The organism is Synoicihabitans lomoniglobus (assembly GCF_029023725.1).
Taxonomy (GTDB): domain Bacteria; phylum Verrucomicrobiota; class Verrucomicrobiia; order Opitutales; family Opitutaceae; genus Actomonas; species Actomonas lomonigloba.
Window position 1 is genome coordinate 2,775,871 of record NZ_CP119075.1, and the last position, 17,724, is coordinate 2,793,594.

Here is a 17,724-nt window from a genome sequence, read left to right on the forward strand (position 1 = left end):
TGATTAATTCATGCTATATTTTTTCGGCATTAAAAAAACACCATGAATATTAAGGTTCGAGCGCTTTTCCTTCCTTCAACGAAAGAGAAAACGGGATTTTTGACCACCCGCTGCATCATTACGGTGATAGCCTGCATTGCAATTACAACTCTTTACATAAACGATGTTTCACGCCCCGATTTTAGTAATGATGGTTTTCTCGGCTGGGTCGGCTGGTATGACCAAGGGGAGTACTACAAATCCGCCAATGCTTTAGCTTCCGGTAATCTAGCCCCGAGTGAACATACCTACCCCCCCGGATACCCTATTCTAGCTGCGCCTTTCATCCGATTATCGCCTCAACATGCATTTCTACCGGTCATTTTAGTTTCCTCTTTTCTAGTATTTTTCATCTTTCTTTCCGTGGCTACTCGCGCACTTGGTTTAGCGCCGGCGACCCTTTCATTGATACTAGGAGCGTTCGCCCTACCTGATGTAACAAGAGCATATGTGATACCATGGACCAACACATTCTCAGCTGCCCTATTAGGTTTGCTTTACTTCTTAATCGACCGAGTCAGTCGAAAAGTGAGATACCCAACTGGTAGAGGCTCCCTCCTACACACTTTGGCAATAGCATTTGTCGCAGGCTACATATTCACCGTCCGTCCTGTAGACATACTATTAACAATCCCCGCGGCTATTGCTCTGCTTGCTATTTGGTATAGATCGTGGAGCATTTCGACGTGTCGAGCAACCAGACCCTATATAATAATGTTGGCCCTCGGTTTACCAACTGCGGCTCTTGCACCATCATTAATGCTTCTTTTCAATCAAGTTGTATATGCTGATGCTTTCGGAGGGTATCTCAAAATTGCGACGCCTGAAGGAGGAGGCGGCGGGTTTGACTTCGCAATTGTACTGCAGAAAATGATATCTCTCCTGATCGACGGCAGAGAAATGTATCTCACCGACCGATTAGGCTTATTTTCGCTTCTTCCGTGGACGTTGATGGGTATTTGTGCGTTACCTTGTCTTTTTTTCCGCCTGCCAATTGCGTTAAAGGCTCTCAGTATTGCTTGCTTAATGCAGTTATTTGTTTACTCTGGATTCGGAGATCTAACCGGACATAATTTATACAAATACCTTAACGTTCGTTGCTTCATTTGGCCGACGCTATGGCTCAGCTTTTTTGCAACTTGGGGCATCCTCCTAATAATAAAACAATCGGGTCGCCACAGAGTCGCCACCTCATTGATTATCATTTCGGGAAGCATAATTTTACTTTGCTTACGTGTGAACGCGACACGTTGGCCCGCCCCGGATTTTGAAATCGGTCCTGACAATCGTGCGCAAACATTTCGCGTAACCCACAACAAGGAACAACCAATCAGCTTTATTGATTTACTAGAAAGCACCGCTATGCGTTTCCATCCGGATTCACGCCAAACGAAAGTTTGGGTGGATGGAGTCCCGTTGTTATCTGAGGCGGATTATAAAGTATGTGGCGGGACAGCACTGCCGTTCTTTCGTATTTTGTTCACCCGACCCATTAGCGGTGAAGTAATAGACGTGAACCTAACCCCTACCTCACCGACTCACAATATTTCCGGGGCCTCACGTATTTACTTGGGAACACTGTCATCCGAAATCAGTAATCCGGTATATAAACGAGGCGGAAGCGAGTTAAGCAAATATATACTTCTGACGGCCCATTCAACGGAACAGTTTGAGTTTGGACACGACCGAATAGGCAATTACTTATTGAGAGAAGGTTGGAGCTCTCCCGAACAGTCGCACGCATGGAGCAACATGGCTCACAGCGTAATTGAATTTGGCGTTATCAAAGATAACCACACTCATGAATTGACTCTAACAGGCAATACTTTCGGCAAACAAAACACAGATATCATTATAAACGGGACAAAAGTCGGATCAATCACAGGTGTTCATGATCAACAAATTTTTAAGATAAACATTAATGTGCCACCTGACAGAGTGACCAATAATGGTAAAATTCGTCTAGAACTCCGTCACCATAATGCTGTATCGCCATTTGACTTAGGAATGAACGGAGATAAACGACAATTGGCGATCGCTCTAAAGGGGTTGAAGGTATCAGTAGTAAGGTAGACGTTCCCGACTGTTCCCAACATTCATATCAAGATATTCAACTAATGACTGGCCTGCCCGCCACGGAATCCATCGACAGCGCATCATCAATTAAAGTGAATGGACTCTCCAAGACCTATCGTGTCTGGGAGAGTCCTTGGCATCGTCTGAAACACTTGTTGCTTGCAAATTTAAAGCGAATATCCGGGCAGCGAAACCCGATTCGTGAAAGATTGGATCGTTGGACCGGCACGGGCTTTCGAGATGTCAAAGCATTGGCTAAAGTTTCGTTCGAGATAGGCCGTGGTGAAGTAGTGGGAATTATTGGTTATAACGGTTCAGGGAAATCCACCCTTCTTCAAATTCTTGCTGGAACCCTCACCCCAACGAGTGGCGAGGTGGAGGTTAACGGAAGGGTGGCCGCACTTTTAGAGTTGGGTTCTGGGTTTAATCCTGATTTTTCCGGCCGGGAAAACGCCTACCTTTACGGTGCGTTATTAGGATTTTCCCGCGAATATCTAAAGCAGCACATGCATGCGATTGAGGAATTTGCTGAAATCGGTGAATTCATAGACGAACCTGTTAAAACCTACTCTACCGGTATGGTGACTCGATTGGCCTTTGCCGTTCTCACTCAATTAGACCCCGATATACTTATCGTCGATGAAGCCTTATCTGTCGGAGATGCATACTTTCAACATAAATCCATCAACCTAATCAGACAGTTCCAACAGGCTGGGAAAACGATGCTAATCGTGAGCCACAGCCCCGGCACTATCAAGAGTATGTGCACCCGTGCCATTATTCTTGAACGGGGTGTTCTCATACGCGAGGGCCCGGCGGCCTCAGTTTGTGATTACTATAACGCTTTGGTCGCGAAAAAGCAGAAGGACGCAGAAATACGCCAAGTCGAACGCCATAAAGGGGGCCCGGTCATAACACGATCCGGGGACCGTCGCGTGGTCATCGGTGACGTGGAACTGGTTGCAGAAAGCGGCGCACCTGCACGAACTTTCACTGTAGGTGAAACCGCTAGAATAGCCTGCGCCTTGGAGGTTCGTAGTGAAGTCCACAATCCGACCGTCGGTATGCTGCTGAGGGACCGACTGGGAAGTGATGTTTTTGGTTCAAATACCCATTATCAGAAAACCGAGGTCGGCACGCTCGAAGCAGGTCGCCGATGCGAGATCGTTTTCACCTTTCCGATGAACCTCGCCCCCGGTCGATATTCCATCACCGTCGCCGCACACTCCGGCCGAGACCACCTTTCCGACAACTACGACTGGCAAGACAACGTGATTGTTTTTGAGGTTCTTCCGGGCTTGGAAGCCACCTTTACGGGAACCGCCTGGCTTAACTTAGAAGTCGAGGTCAACCGAGACAAGGTTTCGTTACTGCGCCCATACGCTTGGGGTAACGCGCTTAACTTCGGTGCCGACGGTGAATCCATCCGCCACAAGCAACAAGGTTGGTCCGCAACGGAGGATCAACACACATGGACAGACGGACCTGAAGCAGTCTTGCGATTCGACTTACCCAGTTCGGAAACAGATCGGTCACTTCGCTTTCGAGTTGGTGGTTTTTGCACACCGGAGACTCCGCGGCAACGAGTGAGCATCTTGTTCGATGACGCGTTCATCGCAGAACTGGAGATTAGCGAAATCTACGAACACATTATTCGTATTCCGTCTAGGATGTTAGCCAAATCGGGACGACATATTGTGAAGTTTGCGCTTCCTGATGCAACAGCGCCCGCAGCAATGGGGATCTCCGATGATTCCAGACTTCTCGCCCTCCAGTTTTTCGAACTATCAATCGTTTAATATTCGGTATCAACACTACCTAGAAAATCCACAATCAATCTTTATACGAGGCATCGAATTTAAATAAAAAACAATTCGATAAAATTTACAATTTCATGCCTGAATATAATTTCCTCATAGTAGGTGCCGGATTCTCAGGCGCTGTCATCGCACGTCACTTAGCGACGCACACCAACGCTCGTATCGAAGTGATCGACTCGCGCGATCATATTGGTGGCAACTGCCACACAGCCAGGGACGCGGCTACCGGAGTAATGGTGCATACCTACGGCCCGCATATTTTCAACACGCGTCGGGACGATGTGTGGAACTACGTCAATCAGTTTGCCGAGTTTGGCCCCTACACTAATCGCGTAAAGGCCCACACGCCGCAGGGAGTCTTTGGGCTTCCGATCAACCTGCTGACCATCAACCAATTTTTCGGCCAGACGTTTAGTCCGGCGGAAGCACGTGCCCACTTGGCTTCGCTTGGCGACCACTCGATCGAGGAGCCGCAGAATTTCGAGGAACAGGCCCTCAAATTTCTTGGCCGTAAATTGTATGAAAACTTTTTTCGCGGTTACACTATCAAGCAATGGGGTTGCGACCCCAAGGAACTGCCTGCTTCGATACTCAAACGACTACCGGTTCGTTTTAACTATGATGACAGCTACTTCGACTGTGTCCACCAAGGTATCCCCCGTGAGGGATACACCGCGCTGATCGAGCGGATTTTGGATGCTCCACGCATTACGGTGAACCTCTCCCGTCCTTTCGATCCAGCCGAACGCACGAAGTACGAACACGTTTTTTACACCGGTCCAATAGATGCATTCTTCGAGCATCGCTACGGCCGATTAGGCTATCGCACGGTGACGTTCGAGCGCGTCGACGCGACCGGCGATTTTCAAGGCAACGCAGTCATCAATTATACTGATGCCAAGGTCCCCTACTCCCGTGTTCATGAGCACAAACATTTCGCACCATGGGAATCGCATGAGCACACCGTGGCATTTCAGGAATACTCGAAAGAAACCCAGTCGGGCGACATCCCCTATTATCCAAAGCGTTTGAAGGCCGATGTGGAGCTATTACAGCGCTATGTCGAATTGGCGATGCAAGAGAGAGCCGTATCTTTCGTGGGTCGACTCGGCACTTACCGTTATTTGAACATGGATCAAGTTATTGGAGAATCCCTCGATTTCGCTCACCAAGCGGTCGACGCGCTTGCCCATGGCAAGCGCGTGCCGGTATTTTCTACTGCTCCAATATCTTCGTCATGATTTCATCCGAGCTAGCCATAGTGATACCAGTTTACAATGAGTCCGCCAACATCGTCGCTTTACTCCAAGAATGGCGGGAGGTGCTTGATCCCTTGGACATCGATTATCGCATCCTCGCGTTCAATGACGGCTCTAGGGATGACACTGGCCGCATTTTGGATGAGGCCACCAATACCCTTGATCGCCTAGAGGTGGTGCATAAACCCAATACTGGACATGGCCGCACCTGTCGATTCGGATACGATCGAGCTGTGAGTCTCGGTTTCGCTTGGATTCTTCAGATTGACTCAGATGGTCAGTGTGACCCGGCCTACTTCAAAGAAATTTGGAATAAACGCGTGAGCGCCGATTGCGTTTTTGGGTTGCGTGTTACGCGGGACGACGGGTGGAGGCGCGCTCTAATTTCAAGATTACTTCGCTTCTCCACATTTATTCTAACCGGACGCGACCTGCGTGACGCAAACGTGCCTTATCGGTTAATGCGAGCTGACGTGTTGCAACGTGCTCTCAAACGCGTTCCCGCCAATTTCGATATTCAAAATGTCGCCCTCACCCTTGCGCTCAAACGGGAGCGATTCGTGACCTGGTCCTATGTTCCGATTCGCTTCCGAGATCGCCAAGGGGGCACCAACAGCATCAATGTGGCGAAAATCCTCAAGATGGGTTGGGACATGCTCGCCTCACTCCATCGCGTAAGTTGATCTCAGTCCGGTTTTCTCAGAATGACAGAATCACCCGAGCCCAGCCCGACCGAAAATCTCGATCGTCAGATCCAGGATCTGCGCCGGGAATTGGTGACTGCTGAGTTGGAGATAATTGAGCTCAATGACCGTTTAATTTCCAAGGAAACCGACCGGGCGGATGCCGTCGCCCTGTTAGGTCGGGCGGAGTTGGTGCTTGAGGAAAAAATCGGCTACATAGTCACCCTCGATCATGCACTGAGTGCACGTATTCGGGAGCTGGAAACCGAGTGTGAAGAAAAAAAGGCAGAAATCGACCGACGCGAAAAAGTGATCAAGCGCGCCAACGCAACCGATGAACGCAACCGTGCGGAGCGAGACGCGATTATTGTGGAACTCAGTGAGCGGTTGGAATCTGCCAATCAAGCGACCAGTAAAGCTCATGAACTCGCCCGTGATTTCGCGGCAAAACTCGATGCCACCCAACAGAAGTTAAAACAAACCACGCTGGAATTAGTAACCAGCGAATCGAAATGTGGGCAAGTCGCCGCAGAATTAGAAATCACCCACGATCGAACAAACGAACTGACGACAAAACTATCGGCGGAGCGGGATAAAATTAACAAACTCCAAAACTCGCTGCAAGCGTCCGAGAATGCTCGCACGCAAACCAAGGCCTCGCTAACCGAGTCCGAGAAAAAGGTGGCAACCATCACATCTTCTCTACTGTGGCGGCTGTCGGGACCATGGCGGTATTTCTTTGGACCCGAGATATGACAAAAGCTGATGCGCCCGAAATCGTGCATGGGCTGGAGACCCCTTACCCGCTGCGTCCCTTCCAGAACTACTTCCGACTAGAAGGTTGGGCTCTCATAAAAAACGGTGCGGGGCGCACGCGTGCCCGGGTTCGCATCGACCAAAAAGTCTTCCTCCCCGAGTCGGAGCCTTTGCGAGACGATGTCGCCGTTTTGTATCCTGAAATTCCGTATGCACGAACCAGCGGCTTCGTGTTCGTCTGTTTGCTTCCATTCGGTAACTATCTTGGCTCTCTTGAGGTGAGTAACGACGGTGGTTCGACGTGGCACACGGTGCGAAACATGATGATTCCAGTAAGCTCCCACCCGTTGATGGGAGCGTTTGAGACCGCTGGCACGGATGGGGTGCTAACCGAGACAAAGCGATTGGCGGGTTGGCTGTGGCACCCCGAATTTACTTTGCGCGAAGTCGTCCTGCTGTTCGGCAATATCGCCGTTCCAGTTAAGTTCGGGGTGAGGAGACCCGACGTGGGCAGTCGGTTCCCTGGCCAACCCGAGGCTCAATTTTCAGGCTTTATCACATGCGAAAATCTACCGCGTGGCAAAGGACCAATTCGTTTACAAGCAACCACCACATGTGGCCGAGTCTATTTTCTGGACGCTAAGTTCAGCGCCAATCTACCAACCGGAGCTTATCTTAAACCCCGCTCTCCTCGTGATATCTGGGAGTTGCCGCCTGCCCGGCTTCCGATGGCTGAACCCCGGGACAGCCCAACCGAGCGCGGATCGTTCAATTTACTTTTCGTTCTCTATGGCGATTTTACCTCCAACAGTGCCTCACACATATCCGCGTTTGCTAACGAATTGATTGCGCGTGGCTTCGATTGCATCGTCGCCGTGCCTGAACACGCGGAAACCATAGGTGCGCTTCCAGATGCACGATTCATGGCAATCGAATACGCCGACCTCGGTCAGCTGCCGAGTTTCTATCGAGACGGCCGCCCTCCGACCGTCGTCCACGCTTGGACGACTCGAGAACTCGTGCGGCAGTTCAGCACAGCGGTCGCTTCACGCTTTGGCTCCCAAATTGTGGTGCATTTGGAAGACAACGAGCAGGAGCTTTTGGCAAATCATATCGGTTGCACTCGCAACGAGCTGAATTCCATGGATACGGTCGAACTGGACAGTCGTGTTCCCACTACACTTTCCCACCCGCGAAGGGCGGCCGAGCTATTGGCGAAGGCGGTGGGTGTCACCACGATTATTACTCGGTTGACGGAGTTTGTTCCGCCCCATGTCCCCCATGTCACGATTTGGCCAGCGGCAGCAAAGGCGTTTTATCCTCGTGAGACCAATGCCGGGTTACGCGCCAAACTCGGTTTGTCAGCAAACGATATTGTTCTTTTTTATCACGGAAATGTGCATCAGGCCAATGCCCGTGAAGTGGGTGATTTATATCGAGCAGTCGAAATGCTCAATGACTCAGGCCTGTCTACTTGGCTGGTTCGCACGGGTCGAAACGAACCGGAATTCGCCGAATGGGTGACCCCCCGGTTACGGGGTAAGTTCGTTGAGCTTGGTTTCATCAAACGATCAAAAGACCTGCCCACGTTGATGAGTATGGCGGACTTTTTCGTTCAGCCCGGTTCAGCAGGAGCATTCAATGACTATCGCTTTCCATCGAAACTACCAGAGTTTTTCGCACTCGGACGCCCCGTGATACTACCCTCCTCAAATCTCGGCGAAACCCTGCAACATGGTCGAGACGCATTCATTTTAGAGAAGGCCGACAGCGCTGGGATTGCTTCTGCCATCAGCACCTTGCATCAGAACAAGGGTTTGGCCAAGAAACTTGCAGCTGGAGCGATTGCTTTCGCCGCCGAAAATTTTTCGTGGACCCATAGCACCGACCGTCTGCTCGAATTCTACCTCAAACACACCTCTTTAAAAAACCCCGGCAATGAGCGCCGCCTTGCGGCCAAGTCGCTCAATGCAGCCTTTGCCCCGACAAATTGCGTCTAGCGCCATCCATTTTCAACACTGCATCCAGCCCATCATGCCGCTCAGCCAGCCTCCTACAGACTCCAGTCAGACGATTCGTGAACATTTTGACCAGTTCGCACAACCGTTACCAGGTCTCGCGAGGGCGTATCGACGATTGCTGGCCCATTATTATAGCCTACTGATTCCTGTCGACGCCACGGTATTGGAAATCGGTTGTGGCAGTGGTGAACTCCTAAAACACATTCCCGCCAAACGAAAAGTGGGGGTGGATCTATCCATACGCCAGATTGAGTTGGCTAGAAACAATGTGCCAGACGCGGTTTTCATTCAATCCGACGGTCAGTCACTGCCTCTCGACGAGACATTCGACTATGTCGTAATATCCGACACCATCAATTTTGTCGACGATGTGCAGGTCCTACTTTCCCGGATACGCACGGTGTGCACGCCCGCCACTCGCTTGCTCATCAACATCCCCAACACACTTTGGCGACCCGGCTTTGCATTGGCAGACGCGATCAACCTCCGCGGCGCACATCCCCACAGCAGTTGGCTCTCGCATCGCGACGTTCACAATTTGTTAACGCTCGCCAATTGGGATATCATCAAAACACAGCCCCGCGCTCTGTGGCCATTCGCAGCGGGTTGGTTCGAACGCACGATCAATCGATCTATCGCCCCGCTGCTCCCCTGGCTTTGTGTCACTCAGTTCATTGTCGCTCGTCCCTCGCTTTCAGATGGAGATTCTGAAACGCCACTACCAGCGGACCTGAAGTCTCCTCATGAAACCAGTGTAACCATCGTCGTGCCAGCTCGAAACGAGTCGGGTAACATTGAAGCGGCCATCACCCGCACTCCAGTGATGGGAGCGTGGACCGAATTTATTTTTGTCGAAGGCGGCTCCAAGGACGACACATGGGAAGAGATCCAACGCGTTCAGAGAGCATATCCTGACGTGCGCATTAAAGCCATCCAACAAACCGGCAAAGGGAAAGGAAACGCCGTGCGGGAGGGATACGCACTAGCCGAAGGAGATATTCTGATGATTTTGGATACAGACCTCACGATGCCTCCCGAGGAACTGCCCAAATATTTTCATGCGCTTACCTCGGGCCACTGTGAATTCGCCAATGGCTGTAGACTAGTCTACCCCATGGACGAGCACGCGATGCAGTTCCTTAACATGATAGCTAACAAAATATTTGGAATATTATTTTCGTGGCTAATGGGTCAACACCTCAAAGATACATTATGTGGCACCAAGGTCTTGCGACGCTCGGACTACCTGAAGCTGGAGGCCAATCGCGCCTATTTCGGTGATTTTGACCCTTTCGGTGACTTTGATTTAATATTCGGAGCCGACCGCATGAATCTTAAAATTCGAGACATTCCCATCCGATATCGCGACCGAACTTACGGCTCCACCAATATCAACCGCTGGAGCCACGGGTGGCTGCTACTGCGGATGGTGCTCTTTGCCGCACGAAAACTGAAATTTGTGTGAGTGTTGCGTCGTTGACGCGAAAAAGCGGATCTCGCTTATTCCTTACTTCTTCTTCCATGCCACTCTACGACTTCAGTAATCTGACCATTGATAAAACGATTTCTCCACTCGACACCATGATCGTGCCCGGACGAAAAGAACAGTATTTCGAGATCGGGCATCGTGCTCTGGAGTTGGTGGAGTTCGCCGCGAGATTGTGCGAAAAACCTCACTTCCCTAATATTCTTGATTTCGGTTGCGGCTACGCCCGCGTGCTTCGTTGGTTGCGTCCGCGTCACCACTACGCGGAGATCACCGCATGCGAATTAGAGCAAGAAGCGATCGATTTTTCCGCCCTCCATTGGGGAGCCATTCCGGTTCGCTCCCATAGAGACATCTCCCGCATAAAGTTCGACCGAAAGTTTGATCTCGTGTGGTGCGGATCGGTGCTCACTCACCTCGATCTCCCCCAATGGGAGCAGACCCTCGACATGTTAATTGACGCGACCAACGAATGCGGCGTCATTATCCTGACGCTCCAAGGTCGCTTTTTTGCCAGTGCACTGGCCAATAAGCAGCGCTATGTTGCTGACGATGTGGACCAAACCTCCCTTCTCGATGACTTCAAACGCAATGGTTTCGCCTACCAGAAATACTTTGATCGGCCCGACTACGGCATCACTCTTTCGGCACCTGAATGGGTTACACGTCTTATTTCCAAGCGAACCAACGTAATATTAAGATCCTACATTGAAGAGTCATGGGGCATGCAGGACGTAGTGATTCTCTACAAAGCCGAAAACTACTTCGCCAAGGTGCTGTAGGTAAGAAACGTGCACGGCATTACTCAAATCGCAGATAACGCAGCCAAACTTGATCAAAGGCATTACTGCCGCGAGGTCCGGGAAGCACCCGAAACAATAGCATCGAGGCCACTCCACGCGGAATATCTAGTTTGATATTTCGTTCGCTTTGGTCCCCACGCGGGGACATCCAATCGGTATAAAGTGAAATAATCGAACCATCCTTGGCCACGAGCTCCGCCTGCACTGAAACCCCATCGAACGCCTCTTCCTGATAGGAATTAGGGTTAACCAAATAATCGAATGTCACCGTATCGGCGTCCTTCGGGATTTCAAAATACAACTCCGTGGTGGCATGAGCCAGCAAAACTGCGTTGCCATCATAATAATTTATCAAGACCCCAAACGGTAACACTCCAAACAAAGGTGTAATACCCGTTTCACCTATCTCATCAGCCAAAGCTGTGCCTGAAATTTGAATACGATTCTCAACGGGTGTCAGTCGCTGAGATTGGTCCATCACGACCCCTGGTGGGATTTCCGACTCCAGAAGCTTTTGCATTTCAACGTAGCGGTCCGCCCGAGCATAGGCGGTCACTCTATTTTCCAACGTAAAAAGCGGAGTGGGAGCCAACCCCATATCGCTTATTCGCTCTACCACCCACTGAGGGTGATCACGAGAATCTCCCACCAATAATAGCAAAGGGACAGACTCATCTGCCAATAACCGAATATTCTCCCTCACGCTATCAGCGTGATAATACATCTGAGAGTCTGGTATGGTCAGCATGCGCCGGCCGGTGTAGTATGCGAGTGCCGAGCTCCAATCAGGGGAGTGAACAACCACAACATCATCCGGCTTTGTGATTCGTTTGATAGGATTGATCAACCTGAAGTCTCCCGTCGCAAACGCAGTCTGAATAGGATGAAACGTTGTAAGATAGATGTTGAATTGAACAAACAACACTACTGCCAGTGCTGCCAGTGCGGGCAGACGACACCGCCACCATGCACCAGAAGCATCCCAGCTCGTGGCCGCGACTCCGCCCACTACCAAGCCAAGAAACGCACCGTTTGCGTAGAAATAGTAGTCGTGACGCAGATACAAGCCGAAGAAGATCAGTTGCGCTCCGAAAAATCCTGCCCCTCCCATAAGGGCCAACCAGCGAGTTCGCCGAAACAACCCTCCCAGCAGAAGCCCGCCCCCAACCATCCACCATGGCATGGTGGTCGTGCGCCAAAACTTTATCAACTCGTGCCAATGGGCACTATCTAGTCGCATATCCCAGGTTCCGAAATTAAATTCACGCAGCTCGCCCGACATCAGAAAATGCGCAATCGGATTCTGGGCTTTGATGGCATCCGCCATTGCAACCCATGAAAACCCTATCAGCAGAAGCGGTAACCCCAAACCTACACTTTGGGCAAGTAACCGCTTCCAGCCCTCTCCGCGCGACCGACACGCGCACCATAAATCGTGCACGAACAATATCGCCCATGGCAGGCAAAAAACCGCCCAAGTGGTAGCCTTTACCAATACCGCAACTACACCCGTGGTGATTGCAACCGCCCAATCAACAGTTCTCCCACTGCTTCTAAGGCGAATCACACCAAGCAAAAACCAAGCGGAAGCGCTCCAAGCCATTGATTCGATCATGACCGTGCGGGAGTAGAAAAGATATACCGGAGCCAGCACCACTGGGGTCACCGCCAACGCACTCCCCCCCCAACTGAATCCCGTATGCTTCATCAAGAGCAAGAGCGCCGGTAGGCCCATTAGAAAACTAACCGTGGAAACCCAGCGCGCGCCTGACGCGATCTCCAGACCGAACCAAGCGCAAGTCTTCACCACCGCCCATTGGTAGAGAGGAAACTCCATGGGAATGGACCATGGCTTGCCCAAAATCGGGGTTGGATAGTCCACCCGAAAACCCTCCGCTTGCATGGCTTGAATGGTTAACGCCGTCTGCGTCTGACGAAATTCATGTCCAGACAATCCCTTAACGTCCCATCCTTGGTGCCCCCAATAAAGTGCCCAAGCCACAACGAACAACAGGATGGCCAACCCCGTGATGTCGGACAAAGTGGAGCCCGCTTGCTTCGACCTTGTGGTGCCCATCAATCGGTGGAATTGGTTTTCAATTGAAGCGACTGAACTATGATTTCCTTCAACGTCATCGGCGAGACAATGTCGCAGCCAACGACCAGCGCACTCTAAAACTGAGCTAATGCGACTCGGCCGTTCCGCCGCTCGGGTTTCGAACCGACAAACCGCATCGTCTCATGGCCTACCGCGGCCCAAGTCATTGTCGAAACTAAGTAAATTTTCCATCGAAACTACTCCACTTTGGCGGAATAAAAAAAGGCCCAATCGAATGCATAGCTGTCCAACGGTCGGGATGCAAAAACGAGTGTCTCGTCCTCCGCTAACACATAATCGATCAGACTCGTTTGTATCCCTCGGTCACTCACTTCCGTGGTCGGCCTTAATTTTCGTTCAAATAACGAGCGTCTCTCCTTACTAGCGTTCTCAGCGTAAAGTCCAAAAAGCACGCCATTGGTGCGATCGCCGTCTTTTTCATAGGCTGCGGGGGCAAGCCCATATCTCCACTCCGTGCGGCCCGGGCCAACGGGTGCATCAACCCACAAATCGGAATCGGGGTGAAAGTTGAGTGCAGGGGTCCCCTGCACGTCACCCAATCCGTAGCCATAGCCTATGCGATAGCGGAACACGTCGCGGTTAACCACTGGAAACAACCGGCGCGCCTTCCCGGGCAGAAGATTGCGGACGGGTTCCCACCATTCCTCATCGGTCGACGGAGCGTCAACGAGACGCACTTCGTGAAAATTAACGACCTCTGGGATTTCGCGCAATTCATGGTCCAATATCGGACTGAAATACACTTCGAATCGATTGTCTCGCAGAGTCGGCCAGCTATTCAGATTAAGGCGACTGGTGACGTCGGCCACCCACTCCTCTCGTTGAGATAAACTCAAGTCCACCATCAGCGCGTCAACGGATTCATTGCGGAGATTATCTAATCCCCACGTCATGTAACGCTCATTGCGTTCCATTCCATTACGAATCATGAATGCGCGGCGTTTGATATAGTAGGGGCGAATCGCCGCCCAGTCTTCGCCTTGAATCACGACGACACTCTCATTTGGCAACAAATAATCTAGTGCAGCTGTCATACCGAATCCACCATGACTTTCAACCTGCTGCATGGGGCGGTAGCCCCGCCAATATGGAGTCACCAATGCGGCGAATGGTAACGCGGCCAAGATGAACCGAAGCCATATCGGCCAACGTGATTTTTCCCATATCCCCACGACCACAAAACCCATTCCCATGACGCCGAAGGCCGCGCAGGTGTAAAAGTAATAGTCCTGCCCCGTGTAGGCATACGGAAAAGCAAACTGACCAAACATAAACAGCACAATCGCGGTCAAAATCCGCCACCTCTGTGTTCGGCAAAACATGATGCCAAACAACCAAATGGTTCCAGCTGACCACCAATAAGTAAACGCTTCCGACCATCGGATAAACATGTGCTCCCAAGTGTGGGCTGAAAGACGCGCAGCCAAGCTGTAGGTGCCGAAATTACCCTCCGTGAGCATCTTTGAAGTAAAAACTTCTGTTACCGGATTTTCCTTGATCGCATCTGTTCGATCCACCCACCACCGCAGCGAAGTATAGGGCAATACAACAACGCCGACTCCCCATACCGTCGTTGTCAGCGCCCGGCGGGTCCCGTTTTCCTGCCAGTCACGCCAAAGACTCCAAGCCCCATAGCTCGCGGCAGGAAAGAGCCATACCAAAAAAACTAGGCTCTTGATCAATGCGGCTATTGAGCCAACTAACGTGCAAAGCAGCCACCAACGCCACTGGCGGCGAATCATGCTTTCCACAAATGCAGCCAAAAACCACACCGAAAACATAAACGCCATGGGATCGATCAGAAACGCCCGTGAGTAAAAAATATATACCGGACAGCACAGTAATAACGCTAAAACCACCAATCGATGCGCCGGAACGAGGCCACTACGCCCTAGAAGCAAATAAAAGGCGGGGAACGCCGCGTAAAAACAGGTGAGCGATACCGTTCGCGCCGCCTCAAAATCCTTTATGCCAAACACTCGCTTGACCCAAACGACACACCATTCATACACCGGCAACTCGAGAGGCATTTGCCAGGGCGGCCCAAACAAGGGCGTTTCGTAATCCAACGAGAAATTATCCTGCAGGTCGATATAATAGGAAATGAGTGCGGTCTGAGTCTGACGGAACTCATGCCCCAACATGAAACCCCAAGTCCATCCTTGGATGGTGCAAAAAAAATGGAAAATCAAACAAGCAATAAACAGCGCCCAAACTGGGGTCGGAATGGTAAACCTGATTTTCGTATGCATCGCGATGCTGGAAGCTTTAGTGACTGTGATCGGATGCAGATATCGTTAATGGTGTTATCTCAAATTGTCGACCGTAAGCCCAATCGTAGTTCCTGCTGAAGCCGCCCCGAATCACAATAACCATTTGTTCATTAACATCGAGCTCAAACCCGAATTCGAAACGCTGCAACCCTCGATCCTCAGGTCGGGCTGCAGGATTCAATAGTCTTCGAAACAGCGGTCGCCTTCGCTTCCCGTTTGCGGATTCTGCGACAACCAAAAAATCAACCCCATCCGTGTGATCATTTGCCCCGTTTCCCGCGAAAGCCGCGTCAACAATTCCAAACTCCCAAGTGATGACTCCCTCCCGCACATCCGTCTCAAGCCATATATCCATATCCGGGTGCAGGTTCATCGTCTGACTTTGCCCTTCTTCCCTCAGATTGGGGAAATGTTCAGCAAGAACCTTGGTGACCTTCGCGTCGATGAGTGGAAACTGCTTTGCCGACTCCTTTCCGCTCACGAGCAAAGGCGTCCTCCCCTCCCAACGGTCCGTGGCGTCCGCCGCCAACTCCGTAATGTCGAAAAAACGACTTCTGTCCTGCCCTACTTCATCGACGAGTCGATCACGATATCGCCGAGCAATATACACATCCAACCCTTCGCTTTTAAACGTAGGTTCGGAATCGAGTTGAAACCGATCTTGGGCAAATCCCGCCAACCGGTTTAAGTCACGATACTCGCGAAACAGCAAAAGCGCGCTTACGTCTTCACCGTCGAGGTCAGTAAAAGCCCGCACCAGATAATCGTCATCTCGTTCAAGTCCACGTCGGATCATAAGCGCTCGTTTGTGACTAAAGTATGGCACGACTGCAGACCAATCCTCCCCCACTACGATGATCACGCTGTCCTCGGGTAAATACTCCCGGAGAGCTTTAGTTACTGCCCACTCGTTCTCTCCCGCTCGGGCAAGCCAATCCTGGTATCCGGCGGCATAGGATTGGTGCAACAGGCCCAATGGTAACAGAACCAAGATCATTCTCAATAGCCGGGGCCATGCGTCGCACTCCAGCAGACCCACCATCGCGATACCGATGGCTACCGCCGCAAAAATTGCCGCCGCATAAAAATAGTAATCCTGGTCAGCATAAGCGTAGGGAAAGGCTACCTGCCCCACCAGAAACAGTGCCATGGTTCCCAGCAAAGCTACACGCCATCGCGCAGCAATCAACCAGCCTGTCAGCACTATCGCAACCACTGCGAAGGGAGGCATCAATGTTTCACTCCATCGTGCCATCATGCGCTCCCACATCGCCCAGTCCAACCAGGCTGTCACGCTGAACATTCCCCAATTCCCTCGTGACAAAGCTTCCGAGGTAAAAATCCAGCCCGATGGATGCGTCTGCTTGATCTCGTCGGTATGCCTAATCCACCATAACAGGGAAACTGCGGGCAATACCATCGGGCCAATTCCCCATAAGATAATATTACCGATAGCCGCCCCCACCTTTTCCTGCTTCCAGCTTTCCCATAATCGCCACGCTCCCCATGCTGCGGCGGGCACCAACCAAACAAAAAACAACACGCTTTTGATCAGTGCCGCCGCCGTCGCCGCCAACGTGCATAATAACCCCCAGCGCCAATCTCTTTGTCCTAGAGTGCGAACAAATGCCGCCAAAAACCACGCCGAGAAACAAGTCGCCATTGGATCAATCAAAAATGCCCGCGCATAGAACAGATAAACCGGGGTGCATAAAACCACCGCGAGAATCAACCAACGCGCTGCGACGCGCACTCCGATATCGCCCAGCAATAGAAACACTGCGCCGAGTGTTCCGTAAAAGCTGACCAATGACAGCATTCGTGCCGCTTGCACATTCGTAAGCGGCGTGAGGCGCTGAACCCCCACCACCGCCCACTGGTAGAGTGGAAACTCGAGCGGGATGCGCCAAGGCTTCCCCAGAATTGGCGTGTCGTAATCTACCGAAAAATTATTCTGCTTATCGATGTAACGAGCTATGATGGCCGTCTGCGTTTGCCTAAACTCGTGCCCGGTGAGCGCAGGAGTGCTCCAATCGCGGGTTACTATCCAGCCGTGCAGCAGCAGTGCAATCACCCCGACCGACATGTAAAACCACGCCGGAATTCGTCCTGCCTTCAAAATATACAAAGCAATTGCACTGACTCGGGAAAAGCCAGTTTAGAGGTATGACGATGAAACTCTGAACTGCAAAAAAACATCAGTGATAAATTTCAGAATCTCGGAAGCCTGAAATCCCCCGCAAGTCAACGAACTTCGTGGATGCCGCGACCCTAACGCGGATTCAAAATCTCCTTCGGCGCTGCAGAAACGCTGATCGAAATTCAATTCCGGAGCTCGGAGCCCAAAAACCGCGCTTTACTGCCCGATCTCAGACCGTTTCATTCGCAG

Annotated in this window: 11 protein-coding genes; 8 read left to right on the top strand and 3 right to left on the bottom strand. The window is 51.3% G+C overall.

All coding sequences use genetic code 11. The features are described from left to right. Positions 1-42 precede the first annotated feature (42 nt). The 8 genes from PXH66_RS10985 to PXH66_RS11020 all read left to right on the top strand — a co-directional run bounded on the left by PXH66_RS10985 (position 43) and on the right by PXH66_RS11020 (position 10,922). On the top strand, positions 43-2,112 hold the full coding sequence (locus PXH66_RS10985; RefSeq protein WP_330931528.1) for a hypothetical protein: 2,070 nt from the start codon (positions 43-45) through the stop codon (positions 2,110-2,112). Between the two features lie 44 nt (positions 2,113-2,156). Then, positions 2,157-3,914 (top strand): ABC transporter ATP-binding protein, encoded by a 1,758-nt coding sequence (locus PXH66_RS10990; RefSeq protein ID WP_330931529.1) that lies wholly within the window; start codon positions 2,157-2,159, stop codon positions 3,912-3,914. Positions 3,915-4,009: 95 nt separating this feature from the next. Further along, positions 4,010-5,176, top strand: a complete 1,167-nt coding sequence (gene glf, locus PXH66_RS10995; protein WP_330931530.1) for a UDP-galactopyranose mutase — start codon at positions 4,010-4,012, stop codon at positions 5,174-5,176. Continuing rightward, on the top strand, positions 5,173-5,877 hold the full coding sequence (locus PXH66_RS11000) for a glycosyltransferase family 2 protein (protein ID WP_330931531.1): 705 nt from the start codon (positions 5,173-5,175) through the stop codon (positions 5,875-5,877). The genes glf and PXH66_RS11000 overlap by 4 nt, the downstream gene beginning before the upstream one ends. Before the next feature lie 21 nt (positions 5,878-5,898). Beyond that, positions 5,899-6,633 (top strand): coiled-coil domain-containing protein, encoded by a 735-nt coding sequence (locus PXH66_RS11005; protein WP_330931532.1) that lies wholly within the window; start codon positions 5,899-5,901, stop codon positions 6,631-6,633. Further along, complete coding sequence (locus PXH66_RS11010) at positions 6,630-8,633, top strand: glycosyltransferase family 4 protein (protein ID WP_330931533.1); 2,004 nt, start codon at positions 6,630-6,632, stop codon at positions 8,631-8,633. Before PXH66_RS11005 ends, PXH66_RS11010 begins: the two co-directional genes overlap by 4 nt. Before the next feature lie 34 nt (positions 8,634-8,667). Further along, entirely contained in the window at positions 8,668-10,119 is a 1,452-nt protein-coding gene (locus PXH66_RS11015) for a bifunctional class I SAM-dependent methyltransferase/glycosyltransferase family 2 protein (protein WP_330931534.1), read from the top strand. A 56-nt stretch (positions 10,120-10,175) separates the two neighbouring features. Next, complete coding sequence (locus PXH66_RS11020; RefSeq protein WP_330931535.1) at positions 10,176-10,922, top strand: class I SAM-dependent methyltransferase; 747 nt, start codon at positions 10,176-10,178, stop codon at positions 10,920-10,922. Positions 10,923-10,941: 19 nt separating this feature from the next. Here PXH66_RS11020 and PXH66_RS11025 read toward each other — a convergent pair whose 3' ends face one another. The 3 genes from PXH66_RS11025 to PXH66_RS11035 all read right to left on the bottom strand — a co-directional run bounded on the left by PXH66_RS11025 (position 10,942) and on the right by PXH66_RS11035 (position 17,409). Beyond that, a complete protein-coding gene (locus PXH66_RS11025) occupies positions 10,942-12,984 on the bottom strand; it encodes a hypothetical protein (RefSeq protein WP_330931536.1) in 2,043 nt (680 codons plus the stop codon). A gap of 254 nt (positions 12,985-13,238) precedes the next feature. Further along, on the bottom strand, positions 13,239-15,314 hold the full coding sequence (locus PXH66_RS11030) for a phospholipid carrier-dependent glycosyltransferase (RefSeq protein WP_330931537.1): 2,076 nt from the start codon (positions 15,312-15,314) through the stop codon (positions 13,239-13,241). A gap of 16 nt (positions 15,315-15,330) precedes the next feature. Further along, entirely contained in the window at positions 15,331-17,409 is a 2,079-nt protein-coding gene (locus PXH66_RS11035; RefSeq protein ID WP_330932364.1) for an ArnT family glycosyltransferase, read from the bottom strand. Positions 17,410-17,724 lie beyond the last annotated feature (315 nt).

Excerpts from the sequence above, each read along its gene's own strand:
- PXH66_RS10985 (WP_330931528.1), top strand. The coding sequence starts at position 43 with ATGAATATTAAGGTTCGAGCGCTTTTCCTTCCTTCAACGAAAGAGAAA.
- PXH66_RS10990 (WP_330931529.1), top strand. The coding sequence starts at position 2,157 with ATGACTGGCCTGCCCGCCACGGAATCCATCGACAGCGCATCATCAATT.
- glf (WP_330931530.1), top strand. The coding sequence starts at position 4,010 with ATGCCTGAATATAATTTCCTCATAGTAGGTGCCGGATTCTCAGGCGCT.
- PXH66_RS11000 (WP_330931531.1), top strand. The coding sequence starts at position 5,173 with ATGATTTCATCCGAGCTAGCCATAGTGATACCAGTTTACAATGAGTCC.
- PXH66_RS11005 (WP_330931532.1), top strand. The coding sequence starts at position 5,899 with ATGACAGAATCACCCGAGCCCAGCCCGACCGAAAATCTCGATCGTCAG.
- PXH66_RS11010 (WP_330931533.1), top strand. The coding sequence starts at position 6,630 with ATGACAAAAGCTGATGCGCCCGAAATCGTGCATGGGCTGGAGACCCCT.
- PXH66_RS11015 (WP_330931534.1), top strand. The coding sequence starts at position 8,668 with ATGCCGCTCAGCCAGCCTCCTACAGACTCCAGTCAGACGATTCGTGAA.
- PXH66_RS11020 (WP_330931535.1), top strand. The coding sequence starts at position 10,176 with ATGCCACTCTACGACTTCAGTAATCTGACCATTGATAAAACGATTTCT.
- PXH66_RS11030 (WP_330931537.1), bottom strand. The coding sequence starts at position 15,314 with ATGCATACGAAAATCAGGTTTACCATTCCGACCCCAGTTTGGGCGCTG.